At 63.9% G+C, this 17,171-nt stretch carries 14 protein-coding genes and 2 pseudogenes; 7 read left to right on the top strand and 9 right to left on the bottom strand.

The features are described from left to right. Positions 1–201 precede the first annotated feature (201 nt). A complete protein-coding gene (locus FJW03_RS30235; protein ID WP_181173333.1) occupies positions 202–525 on the bottom strand; it encodes a hypothetical protein in 324 nt (107 codons plus the stop codon). A 175-nt stretch (positions 526–700) separates the two neighbouring features. Between FJW03_RS30235 and FJW03_RS13495 the strand changes: the two genes are divergently transcribed. After that, positions 701–901 (top strand): hypothetical protein, encoded by a 201-nt coding sequence (locus FJW03_RS13495; RefSeq protein ID WP_226890652.1) that lies wholly within the window; start codon positions 701–703, stop codon positions 899–901. 208 nt (positions 902–1,109) lie between these two features. Here the strand turns inward: FJW03_RS13495 and FJW03_RS13490 are convergent, their stop codons facing one another. Further along, complete coding sequence (locus tag FJW03_RS13490; protein WP_140766547.1) at positions 1,110–2,087, bottom strand: nucleoside hydrolase; 978 nt, start codon at positions 2,085–2,087, stop codon at positions 1,110–1,112. Positions 2,088–2,363: 276 nt separating this feature from the next. On the opposite strand from FJW03_RS13490, the gene FJW03_RS13485 reads away from it, so the two are divergent. Then, entirely contained in the window at positions 2,364–3,431 is a 1,068-nt protein-coding gene (locus tag FJW03_RS13485) for a hypothetical protein (protein ID WP_140766546.1), read from the top strand. A gap of 38 nt (positions 3,432–3,469) precedes the next feature. Further along, complete coding sequence (locus tag FJW03_RS13480; RefSeq protein ID WP_413466494.1) at positions 3,470–4,207, top strand: hypothetical protein; 738 nt, start codon at positions 3,470–3,472, stop codon at positions 4,205–4,207. Positions 4,208–4,441: 234 nt separating this feature from the next. On the opposite strand, the gene FJW03_RS13475 is transcribed toward FJW03_RS13480, so the two are convergent. From FJW03_RS13475 to FJW03_RS13460, 4 genes and pseudogenes are all read right to left on the bottom strand, one after another. Beyond that, positions 4,442–5,674 (bottom strand): peptidoglycan-binding protein, encoded by a 1,233-nt coding sequence (locus FJW03_RS13475; protein ID WP_226890651.1) that lies wholly within the window; start codon positions 5,672–5,674, stop codon positions 4,442–4,444. 385 nt (positions 5,675–6,059) lie between these two features. Continuing rightward, positions 6,060–6,248 (bottom strand): annotated as a pseudogene (locus tag FJW03_RS13470) (LysR substrate-binding domain-containing protein); the annotation flags it as partial. A 21-nt stretch (positions 6,249–6,269) separates the two neighbouring features. Further along, positions 6,270–7,178, bottom strand: coding sequence for a transcriptional regulator GcvA (gene gcvA / locus FJW03_RS13465; RefSeq protein WP_140766544.1), 909 nt, complete (start codon positions 7,176–7,178; stop codon positions 6,270–6,272). A 22-nt stretch (positions 7,179–7,200) separates the two neighbouring features. Beyond that, positions 7,201–7,392: a hypothetical protein gene (locus tag FJW03_RS13460; protein WP_140611481.1), complete on the bottom strand. Its 192-nt coding sequence runs from the start codon at positions 7,390–7,392 to the stop codon at positions 7,201–7,203. On the opposite strand from FJW03_RS13460, the gene FJW03_RS13455 reads away from it, so the two are divergent. The 4 genes and pseudogenes from FJW03_RS13455 to FJW03_RS13440 all read left to right on the top strand — a co-directional run bounded on the left by FJW03_RS13455 (position 7,392) and on the right by FJW03_RS13440 (position 11,038). Then, positions 7,392–7,574, top strand: coding sequence for a DUF1127 domain-containing protein (locus tag FJW03_RS13455; protein WP_140766543.1), 183 nt, complete (start codon positions 7,392–7,394; stop codon positions 7,572–7,574). The two genes, FJW03_RS13460 and FJW03_RS13455, sit on opposite strands and share 1 nt — an antisense overlap. After that, positions 7,571–8,467, top strand: coding sequence for an NmrA family NAD(P)-binding protein (locus FJW03_RS13450; protein ID WP_140766542.1), 897 nt, complete (start codon positions 7,571–7,573; stop codon positions 8,465–8,467). Before FJW03_RS13455 ends, FJW03_RS13450 begins: the two co-directional genes overlap by 4 nt. Positions 8,468–8,759: 292 nt before the next feature. Further along, positions 8,760–9,875 carry a KamA family radical SAM protein gene (locus tag FJW03_RS13445; RefSeq protein ID WP_140766541.1) on the top strand — a complete coding sequence of 372 codons (1,116 nt, stop codon included), beginning with the start codon at positions 8,760–8,762 and terminating at the stop codon, positions 9,873–9,875. 64 nt (positions 9,876–9,939) lie between these two features. Next, positions 9,940–11,038: pseudogene (locus FJW03_RS13440) on the top strand (IS630 family transposase). Between the two features lie 432 nt (positions 11,039–11,470). Here FJW03_RS13440 and FJW03_RS13435 read toward each other — a convergent pair. The 3 genes from FJW03_RS13435 to FJW03_RS13425 are packed head-to-tail and all read right to left on the bottom strand — an operon-like array spanning position 11,471 to position 16,760. Beyond that, positions 11,471–12,115 (bottom strand): 4'-phosphopantetheinyl transferase family protein, encoded by a 645-nt coding sequence (locus FJW03_RS13435; protein WP_140766123.1) that lies wholly within the window; start codon positions 12,113–12,115, stop codon positions 11,471–11,473. Further along, positions 12,112–12,633, bottom strand: a complete 522-nt coding sequence (locus FJW03_RS13430; RefSeq protein WP_140766122.1) for a GNAT family N-acetyltransferase — start codon at positions 12,631–12,633, stop codon at positions 12,112–12,114. The genes FJW03_RS13435 and FJW03_RS13430 overlap by 4 nt, the downstream gene beginning before the upstream one ends. An 8-nt stretch (positions 12,634–12,641) precedes the next feature. Further along, positions 12,642–16,760 (bottom strand): Pls/PosA family non-ribosomal peptide synthetase, encoded by a 4,119-nt coding sequence (locus tag FJW03_RS13425; protein ID WP_181173307.1) that lies wholly within the window; start codon positions 16,758–16,760, stop codon positions 12,642–12,644. Positions 16,761–17,171: the final 411 nt, after the last annotated feature.

Genomic DNA, 17,171 nt, shown 5'->3' with positions numbered 1-17,171 from the left:
GGAAAAGCCCCGCCGACCGGGAGTCAAGCGGGGCCCTTGGAGCAATCCGCAAGGGACTGGCTGCGGGATTACTCAGTGATCCGGTAGGATCATCTTCAATATGGCCCTCAGGATAAGGTAACGCATCAGTCAAATAGATGAAGCGGACCACCTATTGTGCCGCGAGACCGGCGGACAAGGCCTCTCACCGACATCTCTCAGTCAAACCGGAACAAAAGCGTTTGGGCGGTGTTTATCGGGTGAAGGGCATCTTAGTTTTTTGGAGAATTCAAAATGAAAATCATGATCTTGGGCACTTTGGCGCTGTGCTTGGCCGCGCCTGCTGTGGCTTCGGCGCAAGACACCGTCGTCATCAACAGACATCACCATCATCATCGCGCCAATGTGGTCATCAATGAGGACGGCCAGCGCCTGCATCACCGCCACCATGGCCAGATCGCATTCTACGATCACGGCCGCCGGCATCATCGGCACGACAATGTCGTCGTGACAACGTCCATATCGCACCGCCATCACCATCATCACGTCGTGATCGAAAACGGCGGTTACTGATCTGATGTCAAGTTGCCTGGCTCCGCGATCTCGACGGAGCCGGGCAACGTGGCGGCGCCGCCGAGCTGACAAACGGCTGGAACAAAAGCATCGGGGAGAGGTTAACGATCGAAGGGACCGCAACGGATGCGGAACAATGATAGAACTTATGAACCTGGAACTGGCGCGGGCAAGGCAGCGAGTCAAACGGGCTGAGCTGGCCCTGTCTCGGGCCAAGGAATTGATGGATGAAGACTGTGGTGTCGGCATCAATATCGCGCTGTGCAGCCGGATCAGGTCCGCGCAGCAATATGTGGCCCAAGCCAGGGCCCGCCTGACGAAGATCAAACCGCCAGCTGCCAATCCTTAGGACGCCAGCCGCGCTCAGGCGCGCATCTTCCCTGAGCCATGACTGCAGTGGCAAGCCAGCAACGTCTCGACGTCCGCGCCCATAGCCGTGCGCATGAGAGATGCATCGCCTGAAGCGGTCGCTCGGACGGGACCAAGCCAAGTCTGCCGTTCCGCTGGGCCTCCGCGTTACGGCCGGCCGCGTCCTGCTTGTTCAGACAGCGCTTGAATTACGCCGTCTTCTGGCTGGTGAGCCGCTCGAGCGCATCCACGATCAGATCACAAAACTTCGCATGGTCGAGCTTCATCGCCACGGTATGGCGGAAGTCGACCTGCTCGCTCGCCGTGCCGCCGAAATGGCGCATGCCACCCATCTTCTCGAAATTGCAGACCGTCATGCCCTTGGTCCACCGTCCGGCAATTTCGACGCGGATGTCGGCCTTCTCGGTGGTGAAGACGCTTCCATCGATCATTGCCGCGACGCAGCATGCGTCGTGGACGGCGGGATACTCGATTTGCAGCAGGCCGCCATGGGTGGTCGCAATGAACTCCCAGATGTCGAGGATGAACCTGGCGATCGGGCCGCCGACGGCGCGCACTCTGTCCTGCAGCTCCGGGGTGGCCAGCGCCTGGTGCGTGAGATCGAGCCCCACCATGGTGACGTCCCAACCGGCGCGGAACACCACGTCGGCGGCCTCCGGGTCGCCATAAACGTTGAACTCCGCCGCCGGCGTGATGTTGCCGCGCGTGTAGCTTCCGCCCATGGCGACCACCCGCTTCACCCGCTCGACGATGCGCGGATCCTTGCGGACGGCTAAGGCGATGTTGGTATAGGGGCCGACCGGGACAAGCGTGATCGTCTTCGGCTCATGCGCCATGACCGTGTCAATGATGAAGTCGACGGCATGCCGCTTGTCGAGCTCGAACGAGGCAGGCGGCAGCACCGGGCCATCGAGCCCGGTATCGCCGTGGATCTCGACCGCCAGCACCTGATCGATGATCAAAGGGCCGGGGGAGCCCTTCGCCACCGGCACCTTGATGCCATAGGCGGTGCACACGGAAAGCGCGTTGCGCGTGGTGTTCTCGACATTGTGGTTGCCCGAAACCGTCGTGATGCCGAGGAGATCGATCTTCGGATTGCCCGCCGCCAGCAGGATGGCGATGGCGTCATCATGCCCGGGGTCGCAGTCCAGGATGATCTTCTCCATGGTGGCACCTCTCTTGTCGGCGGATTCCGTTCGAACAAGAGACTGCCGCGTCCATGCAGTCAAGGTTGCGGTGGCCGAGCGACACGGGCACCCGCTCCCTGGGCAGGTCTGTCGCGCGATCGCAATGATGGGACGGCGAAACGCTCTTCGTTCGTTCGAATGACAACAAGCAAGGGATCAGGAGGTAGCGTGCGGGCGGGGCGGCATGGAGCGCCCCAGCTCGAACCAAGTGGAGAATAGAATCGCGGTGAGGGTCGCGACAGGTGGGATCAAGTGATGATTGATTTGCCGGATACCAGATCAAAATCTCCAAGCAGCGGCTTCACCTTTACCAAAAGACGACCCTTGATCTTAAGTCATGGGACATCTGGCAGGGGCAACGCCATGCTGTCCCTCGTTCCTTCAATCCTCATTCTGCTGTTGGCGTCCCCGGCCAACAGTCAACTGGCGCCCGAAGCGTCAGCGGTTGCCGCAACCAATGGCCACTCGCCGGTCGTGGTTTCGGACCAGACCGATATCGCGAAAGAACCGGACAAGGTGCCGCCCGGCGAGGATGAGGGGGCCTTGCGCCGCGAATTGGCCGCGGCACGAGCCGAACTGGCCAGGCAAGCGCAGGTCCTGAAAGAGCAGCGGCAAACGGACGAAGCGCTCACGCTCAACCTGGAGACGGCGCAGCGTGTCATCGAAAACTTCAGGGCGGAAGCCAGTCTCTGGGACAGCGGGAAAGGCGCCATGGCTGAAGCGCACCCCGCGAGCGAAGCCTCTCAGGCCGCCGCGACGCGAGCGCTTGATGACGAGCGCCATAAGGCAGAGCTCCTGGAACAAGAACTCACCACGGCTCGTCAAACGATCGATGCCCTCAAGACAGGCGCAAATCTGGCCGCGCAGGAGCGGGCCAAGGCCGTGAAGGCCCGGCAGGTGGCCGACGCCGCTTCAAACCAAGCCGGGCAAGCACTCAAACTGGAACGTGAACGAGCAGACGCAGCCATCCGTGACCTTGAGAGTGCTCGCAAGGAACGCGATGCCCTGAAGCAGAACTCGATGGAATTGAATGCGGCGCTGGAGCAAGAGCGTGAAAGGGCCAACGGTTTAGCCCGCAGCCTCAGTGCCGCGCGTGAGGAAATCGACCGCGCGAAGGATAAGCGTCGGAGCGCGGCCGTTGAGCGCGCGCCCAAGGCACGTACGAATGCACTTGCAAGTTCATCAACGCGTTCGGGCGCAGCCCGTAACCCGGGTTTGCCGAAAAAACAGAAAGTGAAGGGTCCAAAGCCTCCGCAAACTGTGTTGCTGGCAACCATTGCTCTTCCCATTGCATTGCTCCCAACCCGACCACCTGCGCAGTGAAAGACAAGCGAGCGACATGCATCCCGCAGGGGAGGATGATGATGAAAGAGTACTTCGCCGCCGCGTTGGCGATCGGTATCGGAATTGGGCCCGCCTCGGCTCTCGATGCAGGTGTAGGCGGTAAGGTTGGCGGCCTCGGGGTCGGCGCCGGAGCGAGCGTCGGTTCGCAAGGCGGATCCGTGGGGATGGGCACGAAGGTGGGCGGCGCAGGCGGAGCAAACGTCGGCGCGTCGGTCGGCGTCGATAACCGATCACCCGCCGCGGGCGTTGGTGCCAGCGGCAAGTTTGGCAATACAAGCGGAAGCCTTTCGAAGGGTCTCGGCCTCGGCAACGCCCCGCCCGCCGAAAACGGTTCGGCGACCGTTCCCGGCAAGCCGGCCGCTGCCAAGCCGGCCGCGGCCACGACAGCCACTGCCTCCGCCAAGGCCACCAGGCAATCGAATTTCCTGCCACCCGTCCTCAGGCCTTCCAAAGCCGGCGAGGGCGACCCCACCCCGGGATACCCTCTTCGATCCCTGGAGCCCGTTACAGCGAAACCCGGCACGCCAACCGCGATCGCGCGAGCCTGCCGCGCGGCGATCATGTCCGCCGCGAAGCCGCTTGGCGCCGTGCGCGTCAATGCCGTCAGCGCGGGTGCCTTGCACCACCGTGGAGGTGTACTCACGGCGCCGATCAAGGTGCGAATAGACTATGCAAGACAGGGCGGCATCGAAGTTCGGCAAGCGCAGGTCAGTTGTCGCCTCAATAAAGCGGGCAGGGTCACCGCGGTAACATAGCACCGAGCCTGAAAGAGGCATCGAGCGTGGCGATTTCGTCCTCGATGCGAAAGCGCTGAACGGCGTCCTCATAGCGCGGCAAGCCGGTTTCAATCTGGTCACGGCAATCCTCCCCTGGCGGCGCGCCATCGCATGGCGCGCTGTCGCCGTGACACTGGCATCAGATGGCGCCGATGGGCAACCATCGACGCCCCATCTCCTTGTCGGGGGCGTCGGCGGGGCTAAGACGGGTCCCTACTTCTTCAACGCAACGTCGAGCAGGGCGAGCGACATTCCTCCCAACAGGTCGAACGCTCTTTGCATTTCGGCCGTTCCACCGTCCGTGGCTTTCACGCCGCCCGGATCGCGATTTGGCGACGGCGGCGCCACGGTCGTCATCAAGCCGATGCTTTTCGTGACTTCGATATAGCAGATGCCGTGCGAGACGCGGTCTCCGAAGTGCTGCACGCAACCGAAATCGACCACCCGTTTTTCTCCGTCCTTGGTGGTGAACGTCGCCTGCGACTTCCTGTCGAGATGGTCGGCGCCGCCTTCCTCGCGCGACCTCTTGTCGGCCATCGCCTCCATTTGCGCGAATACGTCCGATCCATCGACATGGTAGAGATCGACGATATCCGCTTCCGGGCTGGCCGGATCGGTCACCGTCGCCGTGCACCTGATCTTGCTGTCGCCCGCCAGCCGGCCGCAGGTGAAAGTTCCCTGGAAACTGAAATTATTGCCCGTCTGGCCATTGATGTTGCCGATGCCTTCCGACAGGGCACCGTTCAGGGCCTCCTCGTTCACGCCGAATGAGTCGAGCGGGGAGGTCGGTATGTTCTGCGCCGTCGATGGCTGCACGGCCTCGGCGCGCGGCGCAGCCGTCTTCATGTGCCAGTCCGAAGTGTCGACACCGCGATTCCCCTCCAGGATGGCTGCCACGAGCGCGCCGGCGCCGCCGAGCTTGGCCGTCAGCTGGTCGAGCGTTTTCTCGTCTGGTTCGCCGGTAACCGGCAAGCCTGCCTGGCTTTGAAACGACTTCAACGCGCTCTTTGTATCCGATCCCGCGTGGGCGTCGATCCGGCCCTTGTAGTAACCCAGTTTGAGCAGCAGGACCTGCGCGAAAATCGTGCGGTCAAACAGCGCGTTATCCTCCTGGCTGATGGACTGATTGCGCTCGGAGAAGGTGGTTTGCGTGTGGCACAAGCCTTTCACCGCGAAGGTGCATGCCAGTTGGGCCTGAATGCGTGCATTGACCTCCATTGAGGCCTCGCAGGCTATGCCATAGCCGCCATTGTCGCCTGTGGCGACCGCCCCCCATCCGCCCTGGCATTCCAAGGCCAGCTGGCAATTGACGCCTTCTGCTCCCTTGCATTGCTCGAGCGCGCATTTACGCGCGGCTTCCCTGCTTGTGTAGCCGGAGCACCACCCATAGGACTCATCATCGCCGAAGAAGACCGCGCCAGCCGCCAGAGTGCTGCCGGCCGGCAAGAGACCCAGCAGAAGACAGCCAAGCATGAGACAGAGGCGCTTCATCGCAGCCTCCGATTTCCGTCTCGGAACATCTTTCGCAGGCGGTGACGGCGGCGGCTGTGTTCGGCGATGCCGCGGCCGAACGGGAGAGGCCTCTCAAGTGTCGGGAGCATCAATCCGCTCATGGCGACCAGACCTGGACAGGTCCGCCTTTTGCGGCCTGGGTTTCGGGCAAACGTGTGTTTGCCTTGCCAGACATCATCTCACGGCCGCCGGCTCGCGTCCCCCTTTATAGTGATGAAGACGCGATGTCGGGTCGGTCGAAGCTGCGGCAGAGGAGGCACGCTGCGCAGCGCCTGGCCGGTCCGAGCGCGGCGGGCAGGGGTACGAGTCGCGGAGCCGCTTACAAGTTCGCCTCGGCGAAGATGCGCGCCGCCCAGTCGAGGAACACGCGCAGGCGCGGCGAGAGCTGCCGGTTCTGCGGGTAGAGCGCCGACAGCGGCGTCGGCGAGGGTGGGTAGCCGGCCGGCACCTCGACGAGCGTGCCGTCGGCAAGGTCCTTCTCGAAGCGATAGCGCGGCGCCTGGATAAGGCACGTGCTGCCATTGGCTACTTAGCTGCTTGTCGCACCGGCCCAGTCTACCGCGATCTCGGCGAACAGCCAGTCGCGGAACGCCCGGACCTTCTTCTGGCGCAGTGCCCCCTCGAGGTAGACGACGTAGTAGCGGGCGGCGGATTTCAGCGCGAGATTGAACGGCCGTACCAACCGTCCGGCCGCAAGGTCGGCCGAGACAAGCGCGCTGCGGCCGAGCAGCACGCCTTCGCCATGCACGGCGGCCTCCACCGCGAAGGTGGCGGAATCGAAGCGCACGCCGCGCTTGGGGTCGATGTCCTCGACGCCGGCCTGCTGCAGCCATGTCGCCCAGTCGATGCGAAAGGCATCGTGGATCAGCTTGTGATGCCGCAAATCCCCAGGCTGGCGCAACGGATGTTCGCCTTGCAGGAGTTCCGGGCTGCAGACGGGGAAGACCTCCTCGTCGGCAAGAAATTCAGCCGTCACGCCGGCATAGCCGCCCCGGCCGTAACGGATGGCGATGTCGATGCCGTCGCTGACGAAATCGGCGAGCACACCGGAGGTGGAGAGCCGCACGTCGATGTCGGCGTTGGCGCGGTGGAAGCGGTGCAGCCTAGGCACCAGCCAGCGGCCGGCAAAGCCGTCCGACGTGCTGACATTCAGGATGCGCGTCGAGCGGTCGGGAGTGGCGGCGATGGTCGCGGCGGCGATCCGGTCGAGCGCCTTGCCGACCTCCACCGCATAGGCAGCGCCCACGGTTGTCAGGCGTACGGACCTTGTCCCGCGATCGAAAAGCTGGATGCCAAGCCTGTCTTCTATGTTGCGGACGGCGCGGCTGACCGCGCCATGGGTGAGGTTGAGCTCTTCCGCCGCCTTGGAAAAACTCAAATGCCTGGCGGCAGCGTCGAAGGCGGGCAGGGCGGTTAGAGGTGGCAGTCGGCGCGGCATGATCTCGATCTGTGAGCGTTGCTCACAAATCCTGCACAAAGAGTCGTTTGTCGTCCAGCCCGAAAACACCCAATATCCAGGTGTAGCGCGCATCCAGATCGGCCTTCGGAACACCGGATGCGCTGAAATGACCAATCACAGTGTGAGCAATCGTCACGCTCGCCCTCGCGGCGGCACCGGCGCGCTTGCGCACAGTGAAACAGGAGACGGACAATGACCTTGACCCTTGGACCCATCGGCGCCGCGATGAGCGGCCTTGCCAGGCGCAGTGCCGCAACATTCGAGCGCCGCCGCACGCTGCGCCGGATTTCCCGGCTTTCAGACCACCGTTTGCGCGACATCGGCCTGGAGCGCGACTGGGACGGCTCCATCCTTGGCAATGGGAGGGGGATATGACCAGCACCCTTATCATCGGCGCCACCGGGCTGCTCGGCAGCGAGATGGCCAAGGCCAGCGCGCGCAACGGCGACAGCGTCCATGTGCTGGTCCGGCCGGCAACTGCGGGCAATGAAGAGCGGATGCGCCCGCTGAAGGAGCTCGGCGCCACGGTCCATGTCGGCGATCTCGACGACTATGACAGCCTTGTGCGCGCCGTCGGCAAGGCCGATCGCGTTATCAGCTCGGTGCATGTCAGTTCGGCCAGCGAGATGACGCTGGTGCGCGCCGTCAAGGACGCGGGCGTTTCACGCTATGTGCCTTCCGCCGGCTTCGGCCTCGACTTTGCCGCCGCCGCGCCGGGCTCGATCGAACCGCTCGACCTCAAGAGAGCCATCTTCGATGCGGTCAGGGAGGCCGATCTGCCCTATACGGTGATCTACACCAACGGGTTCTTCTCGACCTGGGTGGCGACACTGGGCGACCTGACGCGCTTCGGTTCGACGCCCCTGCCGCCGGACGAGGTGACGCTCTATGGCGACGGCAATGTGCCGGCGACATTCGTCAGCGAAAAGGACATCGCCGCCGTCACCATGCGCGCGCTGGAGGATCCCGGTGCTGTCCGCAGTGAAATCCGCATCGCGCAGAACAGGATCACGCAAAGCGCGATGATCGATCTGTGGCGGCGCGTGAGCGGCCGTTCGCCACGCATCGTGCGGCAGAGCGCCGAAGAGCTGGAGGCGATGATCGCGCAAGTCCCCGGCCTTGGATTGCTGCGGGCGTTCTGGATCCGCGGCGAGACCGCGCTGCAAACGGCCAATCCTGAAGCGGGCGCGCTTTATCCGGAGCTGACGTTCGAGACGATTGAAAGCGCCTTCGTGGCGTTGGCGGCGACGAGCGGAACAGGTGGCTAGGCTAGGCGCGGCCCCGCATGCCTTGGGTTCCTCGCCCCTGCCGAAGGCGGGGGAGAGGTGGCCGCGAAGCGGCCGGAGAGGGGCCTCGTCAAGCTCCGGCTTTGCAAATGGAACCTCTGGACATAATGCGCGAGGCCGGCGCTGCCCCCGCTCCGTCTCGGCTTCGCCGAGCCACCTCTCCCCCATTTCATGGGGGCGAGGAACCCAAGCTTTCTGGCCGTTTCGGCCAGCAAGAACCTTCAGCCCTTGCCTCCAATGCTGTATTCAGCGGCCCAAGTGCAAGGAGCTTTGGATGACCGCAACCCCTACCGCCCCCGCCGACACCACCTGGCAGGACGATGTCCGTCAGGGCGTGCGCCATGTGCGCGACCTGGCCTCCCTGCCGCTGTCGCCCGCCGAGCGCGAAGCCGCGCGGGAAGCCGCCAGCCGCCACAAGGTGCGCGCGCCGAAAGCCTATCTCGACCTGATCGACTGGAGCGATCCCGCCGACCCGATCCGGGCACAGGTGATCCCGTCGCCGAGCGAACTGGAGGAGGCGGAGGGCGAACTCGGCGACCCGATCGCCGACCATGACTTCAGCCCGGTGCCCAGGCTGACGCATCGCCATGCCGACCGGGTTCTGTTGTTCCCGACCTATCAATGCGCGGTCTATTGCCGGTTCTGCTTCCGCAAGGAATCGCTGACCTCGATTGGCCGTGGCTATACGCGCGAGGCGCTGGAGCCGGCGCTGGCCTATATCGCAGCTCATCCCGAGATCCGCGAGGTGATCCTGACCGGCGGCGACCCGCTGTCGCTGCCCGACAAGGCGCTGGCCGAGATCCGTGCCCGCATCGAGGCCTTTGCCCATGTGCGGCTCCTGCGCATCCACACACGCGTGCCGGTGGCGCTGCCTTCGCGCATCACATCCGGGCTGGTCGCGGCGCTGCAGGGCCGGCTGATGGTCACAGTCGTCACCCATTTCAACCACGCGCGGGAGATCACGGACGCTGCCGAGGCAGCCTGCCGGACGATGCGGCAGGCGGGCTTCGTGCTGCTCAACCAGAGCGTTCTGCTGAAAGGCGTCAACGACAATGTGGAGGTGCTGGAGGAGCTGTGCCGCGAGCTGATGTACCGGCTCGGCGTCAAGCCCTATTACCTCCACCATGGCGACCTGGCGCGCGGCATGGCGCACAGACGCACCACGATCGCCGAAGGGCAGGCGCTGGTGGAAGCGCTCAGGGCGCGGCTGTCCGGCATCTGCAATCCGGTCTACGTGCTCGACCTGCCCGAAGGCGGCGGCAAGGTGCCGCTCGGACCGTGTCACCTCGAAAAACGCGACGGAGACAGCTGGCGGATACGCGGACTGGATGGCGCGGTGAGAGATTATCGGGAGATCGTCGGCGAAGGGGACGACGAGCACGGCGCCTAGTCCCCTGGAACAAAAGTAAGCTTCATTTTGTTTGGCTTCTGTCACAAGAGCAGGAGTTTGATTCATGGCTGGCAGGCAGGCGGACCTTGTCGTTCTAAGCGACGCGGATAGAGGTTTCCTCGAATCTCAGGTGCGCCGGCATAAGGCGCCGCGCTCCTTGTCGGATCGATGCCGGATGGTCTTGCTGTGCGCGCAGGGTTTGCAAAGCAAAGACGTTGCCGAACGCCTGGGTGTTCACGAGCACACGGTTGGCAAGTGGCGCCGTCGGTTCGTACAGGATGGTATTGAAGGGCTGACAGATGAATATCGTACCGGTCGACCGCGAACTGTCTCCGATGCCCAGGTTGCTCAGGTCGTCGAGCGTACGTTGAACACCACTCCCCAAGGATGCCACGCACTGGTCCATCCGTTCGATGGCAGCCGACCGCGGCCTTTCTCATACCACCATCCGTCGGATCTGGACCGCGTTTGGCCTGCAGCCGCATCGTACCGAGACATTCAAGCTTTCCTCCGATCCGCTCTTCGTTGATAAGGTGCAGGACATCGTCGGCCTCTATATGTCACCACCGGACCGGGCGATCGTGCTATGCGTGGATGAGAAATCGCAAATCCAGGCATTGGATCGCGAGCAGCCGGTTCTGCCTATGGCACCGGGCGTCGCCGAACGGCGTACTCATACTTATGTTCGCAACGGCACGACTTCTCTGTTCGCCGCGCTCGATGTTGCCACTGGGGCGGTGATAGGTCATTGCTACAAGCGTCACCGGGCCACCGAATTCCTCGACTTCCTGAAGCGGATCGACACCGAAATGCCCAATGGCCCGGACGTGCATCTGGTGATGGACAACTATGCGACCCACAAGACGCCGAGGATCAAGGCTTGGCTCGCGCGCCGTCCACACTGGCATGTTCACTTCACGCCAACGTCGGCATCCTGGATCAATCAGGTCGAGCGGTGGTTCGCAGAGCTGACGCGAAAGCAGTTGCAGCGCGGCGTACACCGTTCCACCGCAGAACTGGAAGCTGATATCGACGCCTTCATCGAAACCCACAACGAGAACCCGACCCCATACAAATGGGTCAAATCCGCCGACCAAATCCTCGCGTCGGTCAAGCGCTTCTGCCAGAAGACAATGAACCGAACTTCAGATTCAGGTGACTAGGACGTAGAGTCACTATCGCGTAACGAGTGCGGACTGCGCAAGCGGTCATCGGTTTGAACCTGACTGGACCATCTCACACGCGGGAACTAAAACGTCGCTATGGCCTATTGGGTGAAGCGTATTGCGCTAAAGGATGGCGAAGTAGTCACGGAGCGTGAGCTTCGTGAAGATGAAAACCGATTTGCTGGACCGGCTCCGGTGGTCGGTGATTTGATTGAGGTCCAATGTCGCGGGCGTAGGTTTATGGCGGAAGTCAAATGGGGAAATTGGCCCGGTCGCGCTCATTCAGACGATTGTGTTATACCGCTACGAGTTGCTGAGGTCGGGCTTGATCCGGCAACCCCGCTTCGTTTTCCTACTCTTGGGCCAACCGCATCGCGGGATGACTGATTTCCACCAAGTTCGGTCATTTCGCGCTAATGAGTTCACCGCCTAATCTGCGCCATCAACAAACGCTAGCACCACCACGCGCGGGGCGACGCAATAGGCGAGGTTGACCTTGCGGCCCGTCCTCGTCATCGCGCGGCCCGTGCCGAGGTCAACGGCGATATCCTCATAGCCGAGGATCTGGCGATCGAGCGGATAGGCCGCCTTGTAGACCGCCTCCTTGGCGCAGAAGAGGATGCGGCCGGCAAGCAGGCGGTCGGCCGTGCCGATCTGATCGGCGTTTGTCGAGACGATTTCGAAAATGTCGTCCGGCAGAGGTTGGGCGGGTTCGACGTCGATGCCCAGCGAGCGGATGCGGCCGACGGGTGCGACCGCCGCCACGGCCATCTCGTCGTCATGGGCGAGCGAACCCGTTATGCCGCGCGGCCAGACCGGAGCGCCCGACGGCGCGCGCAAGATGGCGACGTCGCGGATGCCGATATCGGCCAGCAGCCTGTGCGCGACCAAGCGCGCCGCGCCGCTGGCGCGCCGCATCGCCGGCTGGCGCGCGGGGAGGGAGCGCGCTTCCTCGGGCATGAGATGGGCTTCGTCGGTCTCGCGTATCAACCGGCATCCGGTCCGGACGCCGCCGGGCGCGATAGCCGCCATGGCCTCGAGCAGCGCGCCTTCGGCGGAGGGCGGCCGCGTCAACGACCGTCCGCCGGCAGGACGAGGTCGGCGATCATTTCGCCGTCCTCGTCGAGACCTTCTTCGAGGAAACCGGCGGCGCGATAGAGCCGGCGCGCCGCTTCGTTCTCCGGTTCGTAGCAAATCGAAACGTGGCTGATATGGCCGAGCCCGGCGATCTCGTCCAGCACCTGGCGCAACGCGGCCTTGCCATAGCCTCTGCCCTGCCAGGCGCGGTCGATCATGAAGCGGTAGATGCGCGCCTCGTCGTCATCGTCGGGCGCCTCGTACATCAGGAAGCCGACGACACGGTCGCCGGCCATCACGACGCGGGGCCTTGCATCCCGGTCGGACCGCGCCTCCTTCAGCGATTCCGCATTGCTGGCGACAAAATCCACCTGGTCCGGGGCCAGTTCCAGCGACGCGACCAGGGCCCGGTTGGCCTTGGTCACTGGAGCGAGACGGATATCCACGGTGTTGGCCGGACGACCCGTCAAAGGCGCCGTCCCCGGGACCTCGAGGCCGGCTCTCCCGATGGCCATGCCGGGCCTCAAGCGGAGGCCTTGGCGCCACCGTCCGTGACCGGTTCGACGAACCGGTGCAGCTTGGCCGGGTTGCCGCGCCAGATGGAGTAGGGCTCCAGCTCCTCGCCCTTCATCACGAAGGCGTCGACATCGGCCACCGAGCCTTCGCCCATCACGACGCCGTAATGGACAAAGGCGGACGGTCCGAGCGTGCAGCCCTTGCCGATGCGGATGTAGTCGGACTTGAACGCACCTTCTTCCAGCGAGTGGGCCTGGATGACGCAGCCCTCGTTGAGGGTGACGTCGTCGCCGATCTCCACCAGGGAGCGTTCGGTCAGGTTGGCGCCGCCGTCATAGACGCGCTTGCCCACCTTCACACCCAGCAGGCGCAGGATCATCGGCCGGAAAGGCGTGCCGCTGAACAAGCGCACGATCGGCGAATCCGCAAGCTTCCAGTGGCGTTCATGGCGCCAGAACGTGACATCGTAGATCGTCGTCATCCGCGGCTTCAGCCTGCCGAAGCCGAGACTGGCTCGCTCGACCAGGATGTAGAACGGAATGGTGATCGCGGACGTCAAGAGCACGGCGACGAAGAGCGCGACTTCGGCCCATTCGGTATAGTAGTTCAACGCGCGGTCCCAGATCGCCAGCGTGGCGAACAGCATGACCCATTGGACCGCCATGAACAGGGCCACCGTCACCAGATTGTGCAGGTTCTTGTGCGGGATGCGCTGACGCCGGTCTTCCTCGTCGATGCCGGCTATAAGCTCCTTGTCGCGGTTCACCATGCGGGGGATTTCGAAGGGAGGCGAGCCCAGGAGCCCGACATTCTCGCGCAACGGCCCGTCGACCGGGATCATCACCTTGGTGCCGAGCAGGCAGTTGTCGCCCGTGCGTCCATCCGGCGGATAGTAGATGTTGTTGCCGAGATAGTTGCGTTCGCCGATCTTCGTCCGCTCCAGCCTGAAGGCGGTGGCGGATTTGTGCATGTTGATCATGAACAGCCCGTCCGACACCATGGTCTGGGTGCCGATCTCGCACAGAAGCGGGTTTTCGTGCTGCTGGTTGGAGCCGAAGTTGGAGCCGGTCTGCACCACCTTGTTCAGCTTCCAGCCGATGGCGCGCATGTAGTGCACGATCGCCGAGCTGTCGCCGAACAACAGCCCGAGCACGCGGGAGTTGCTGGTGAATTCGGCGACGGTCTGCAGCCAGTAGCGGAAACCGTAGAGCGTGTAGGTGCGGCCTGGCTTCAGGATCAGGTTCGTCAGGCGCGGTATCAGCGTCGCGGCGAGGAAGGCGGCGGCGATATAGCCGAAGAGCGTGACCGTGGTGCCGATCGCGACTACGCCGATCGTCTCCTGATAGTCGTCGCCGACATTTTCCCAGTAGCTGTGGAACAGCAGCGGCAGGGGGGTGACGATGGCAAACAGGCCGACCAGATGCGCCGCCTCGAAGAGGAAGCGGCGGATGTTGGACGGATTGACGTTGCGCATCTTGCAATAGTCCGCCGTGGTCGGCACGGCCGGCGACCCATGCCAGTGCTCGCCGTCGGGAATGCTTTGCCCGCGCTGCAGCGAGGAAGAATGGCCGAGCTGGCCGCCGTCGCCGATCGAGGTGTCGATGTCGATCGTGCAGCCGACGCCGACGAAGGCATCGCGGCCGATGGTCAGCGGCCCGGTGTGGATATAGCCGGACTGGGCGCGGTAGCCGAGGATCATCGATTCCTTGCGCAGGATGGTCCGGGCGCCGATGGAGATCAGATCGGTGCAGACCGGCACGGAGCGGGATTCGATGACCGCGTTCTTGCCGATCCTGGTTCCCAGCAGCTGCAGATAGAGGCTGTAGAGCGGGCTGCCGCGGAACAGGACGACCGGCGCCGAGCGGATCAACGTCTTGACCACCCAGAAGCGATAGTAGCGCAGGCCCCAGATCGGGAACGCCTCGGCCTTCCAGCGGCCGACCAGCAGCCATTTGGCGGCGACGGCGAAGCCCGACATGCCGAAGAACACACCGGCTGAAAGCGCCACGCAGCGCAGATAGAGCTGGACCGGGTCGTCGAGCGCGTCATAGACCCAGTTGAGCCCGTGATTGACTGCCCAGAGCGCTAAATAGCTGTAGACCCCGTAAAACAGCAGCTGCGCCATTCCACAGGTCCAGTAGGCGAAATTCGATGCCTGGCGGGTGAGGACGGGCTCGTTGGTGGCCGTCGTCATCTCTTCCGGCACGCGCAGGTGCTTGGCCAGGCGCGCCACCGTCGGGTAGAGATAGATGTCGCGCATGGAGGTCGTGGCCCATTCCTTCCTGGTGCGCACGCGCGCGCAGAAATGGGCCATGAGCAGCGAGTTGGCGCCGAGATCGTCGAAGAAATTGTCCTCGACGGACACGTCGTCGAATTTCAGCACGGCGCACAGCGCATCGGCCAGGAAGCGCTCGTCGTCATTGCCGGGCGCCACCATCGTGCGGCCGACCGACAGCCGCACACTTGTCGGCTTCGGCAGCTGGCGCAGGTCGATCTTGTTGGAGACTGTCATCGGGATCGCCGGCAGTTCCTCCAGATAGGAGGGCACCATATAGTCCGGCAGGCGCCGCTTCATCGTCTGGGCAATGTCGGCGCGCGACAGCGGCGGCTGGCCGGCCTTGGGCGCGTAATAGGCAACGAGCTCGACGCGGCCGGGCTCGATCTCCCAGGTGGTGACGGCGGCCTGCGCGATCTCCGGCTGATCCAGCAGCACCGCCTCGATCTCACCGAGTTCAATGCGATAGCCCCGGATCTTCACCTGGGTGTCGATGCGCCCGTTATACTCGATCTCGCCATCGTCGTTGATCCGGCCAAGGTCGCCGGTGCGGTAGATGCGTTTCGACGGATTGTTCGGCAGGCCGACGAAATCGGCGATGAACTTCTGCTCCGTCAGGTCCTGCCTGTTGAGATAGCCGACAGCGAGCCCGATGCCGGCGATGCCGATCTCGCCCAGTTCGCCGGGCTCGGCGAGTTGCGGCAGGGACGGGTCGAGGATGACGATCGAATAGGTGGGCAGCGGCGCGCCGATGGTCACCGGACTGTCCGGCGTCAGCGCGGCCATCGTCGCCGTGACGGTCGCCTCGGTCGGGCCATAGGTGTTGAGTATCTGCCGTCCCGGCTTCGACCAGCGCACCACCAGATTGTGCGGGCAGGCCTCGCCGCCGACCAGCAGCGTGTGCAGGCTGGGCACGTCGCTGGTCATGGACGACAGCAGCGTCGGGCTGCAGGCCATGCAGGTGATGTCGTGATGGCGCAGGAAATCCGCGAGCTCCTCGCCTACCAGCGGCAGCTGGCCCGCCGCCGGCACGACGGTCGCGCCGGCGGCGAACGGCACCCAGATCTCCTCGGCCGAAAAGTCGAAGGCGATGGTCATGCCCTGGTAGACGCGGTCGCCCGGCTGGTATCCGTAGGAAGCGGCGGCCACCCGTATGAAGTTGACGAAGCTCTGGTGCTTGATGACCACGCCCTTGGGCCGGCCGGTGGTGCCCGACGTGTAGAGGATGTAGCAGGTGTCGTCGGGTGATGCCGCCGCAGGCGGCGCCAGCGGCGCGTCGGACCGTGCGGCAATCTCGGCGGCGGCGCTGTCGATCAGCACATAGGGGACGGGCAGAAGTTCGGCCCGCGACGCGTAGGCGGCGATGGTGACGATCAGCCCCACGCTGGCGTCCTCGATGATGAGCGACATGCGCTCTTCGGGAAAGGCGGTGGCCAGCGGCACGAAGGCCGCGCCCGCCTTCATCACGCCGAGCAGGGCGACATAGGTTTCCGCCGACCGGTCGAGGATAAGCCCAACCCGGTGACCGGGCCGCACGCCGCGTTCGATCAGCAGGCGCGCGAACTGGTTGGCGCGCTTGTCCATTTCTTCGTAGGTCCAGGCACGCCCCCCGGAGATCACCGCCGGCAAGGTGGAGAACGTCGCGGCGAGCTGTTCGAAGACCGCATCGAGCCGCTCACCGGGCTGACCCTGCCGGGCGAAATCGGCGCCCGTCAAAATCTGGGCGCGTTTATCCGTGCCGGAACCGGAGGCAATCCTTACAAGTGCATCGACGCTGTCCAGGCGAGCCCCTTCGGGGTCTCCGCCCGATCTCTCCCTGTCCAGTTCGGCGACATCGACACCGTGATCCATTTCCAAAACTTTCTCGTCCTGACCGAACAGGCACATCTCGCTCATGCCGCCGCGCCGACAGGCATTCGGCTGTGCCGCCGCTGCAATTTGACCGTTGTTGATGGAGGTGGAATGACTGGCGCTTCCATCATGGAAGAGCCTGGAATTCCGACCGGCGATCGATGACCGCCGAGTCGCACCCCTCTTTGGCCGGCCCGATATCACATATTCGGCGCTCTGTCTTCACATGTTCGGGAGCAGGGCACGGAGCACATCGCCTCGGCGCTGCCGGCGGCGCCCGACATGCCGAACAGCACCCCCAACCTTCCGTTCGAACCTCGTTGCATTGCCCCGTACCAAACCCCGTTCGCCCGCGCGGCGGCCAATTTCCGGTCGCTGAGGGATGGTTATGCCATCCGATCTTTTCGCCAG

Source organism: Mesorhizobium sp. B4-1-4, from assembly GCF_006439395.2.
GTDB lineage: Bacteria > Pseudomonadota > Alphaproteobacteria > Rhizobiales > Rhizobiaceae > Mesorhizobium.
This window is presented reverse-complemented; position numbering and strand designations above follow the sequence as displayed.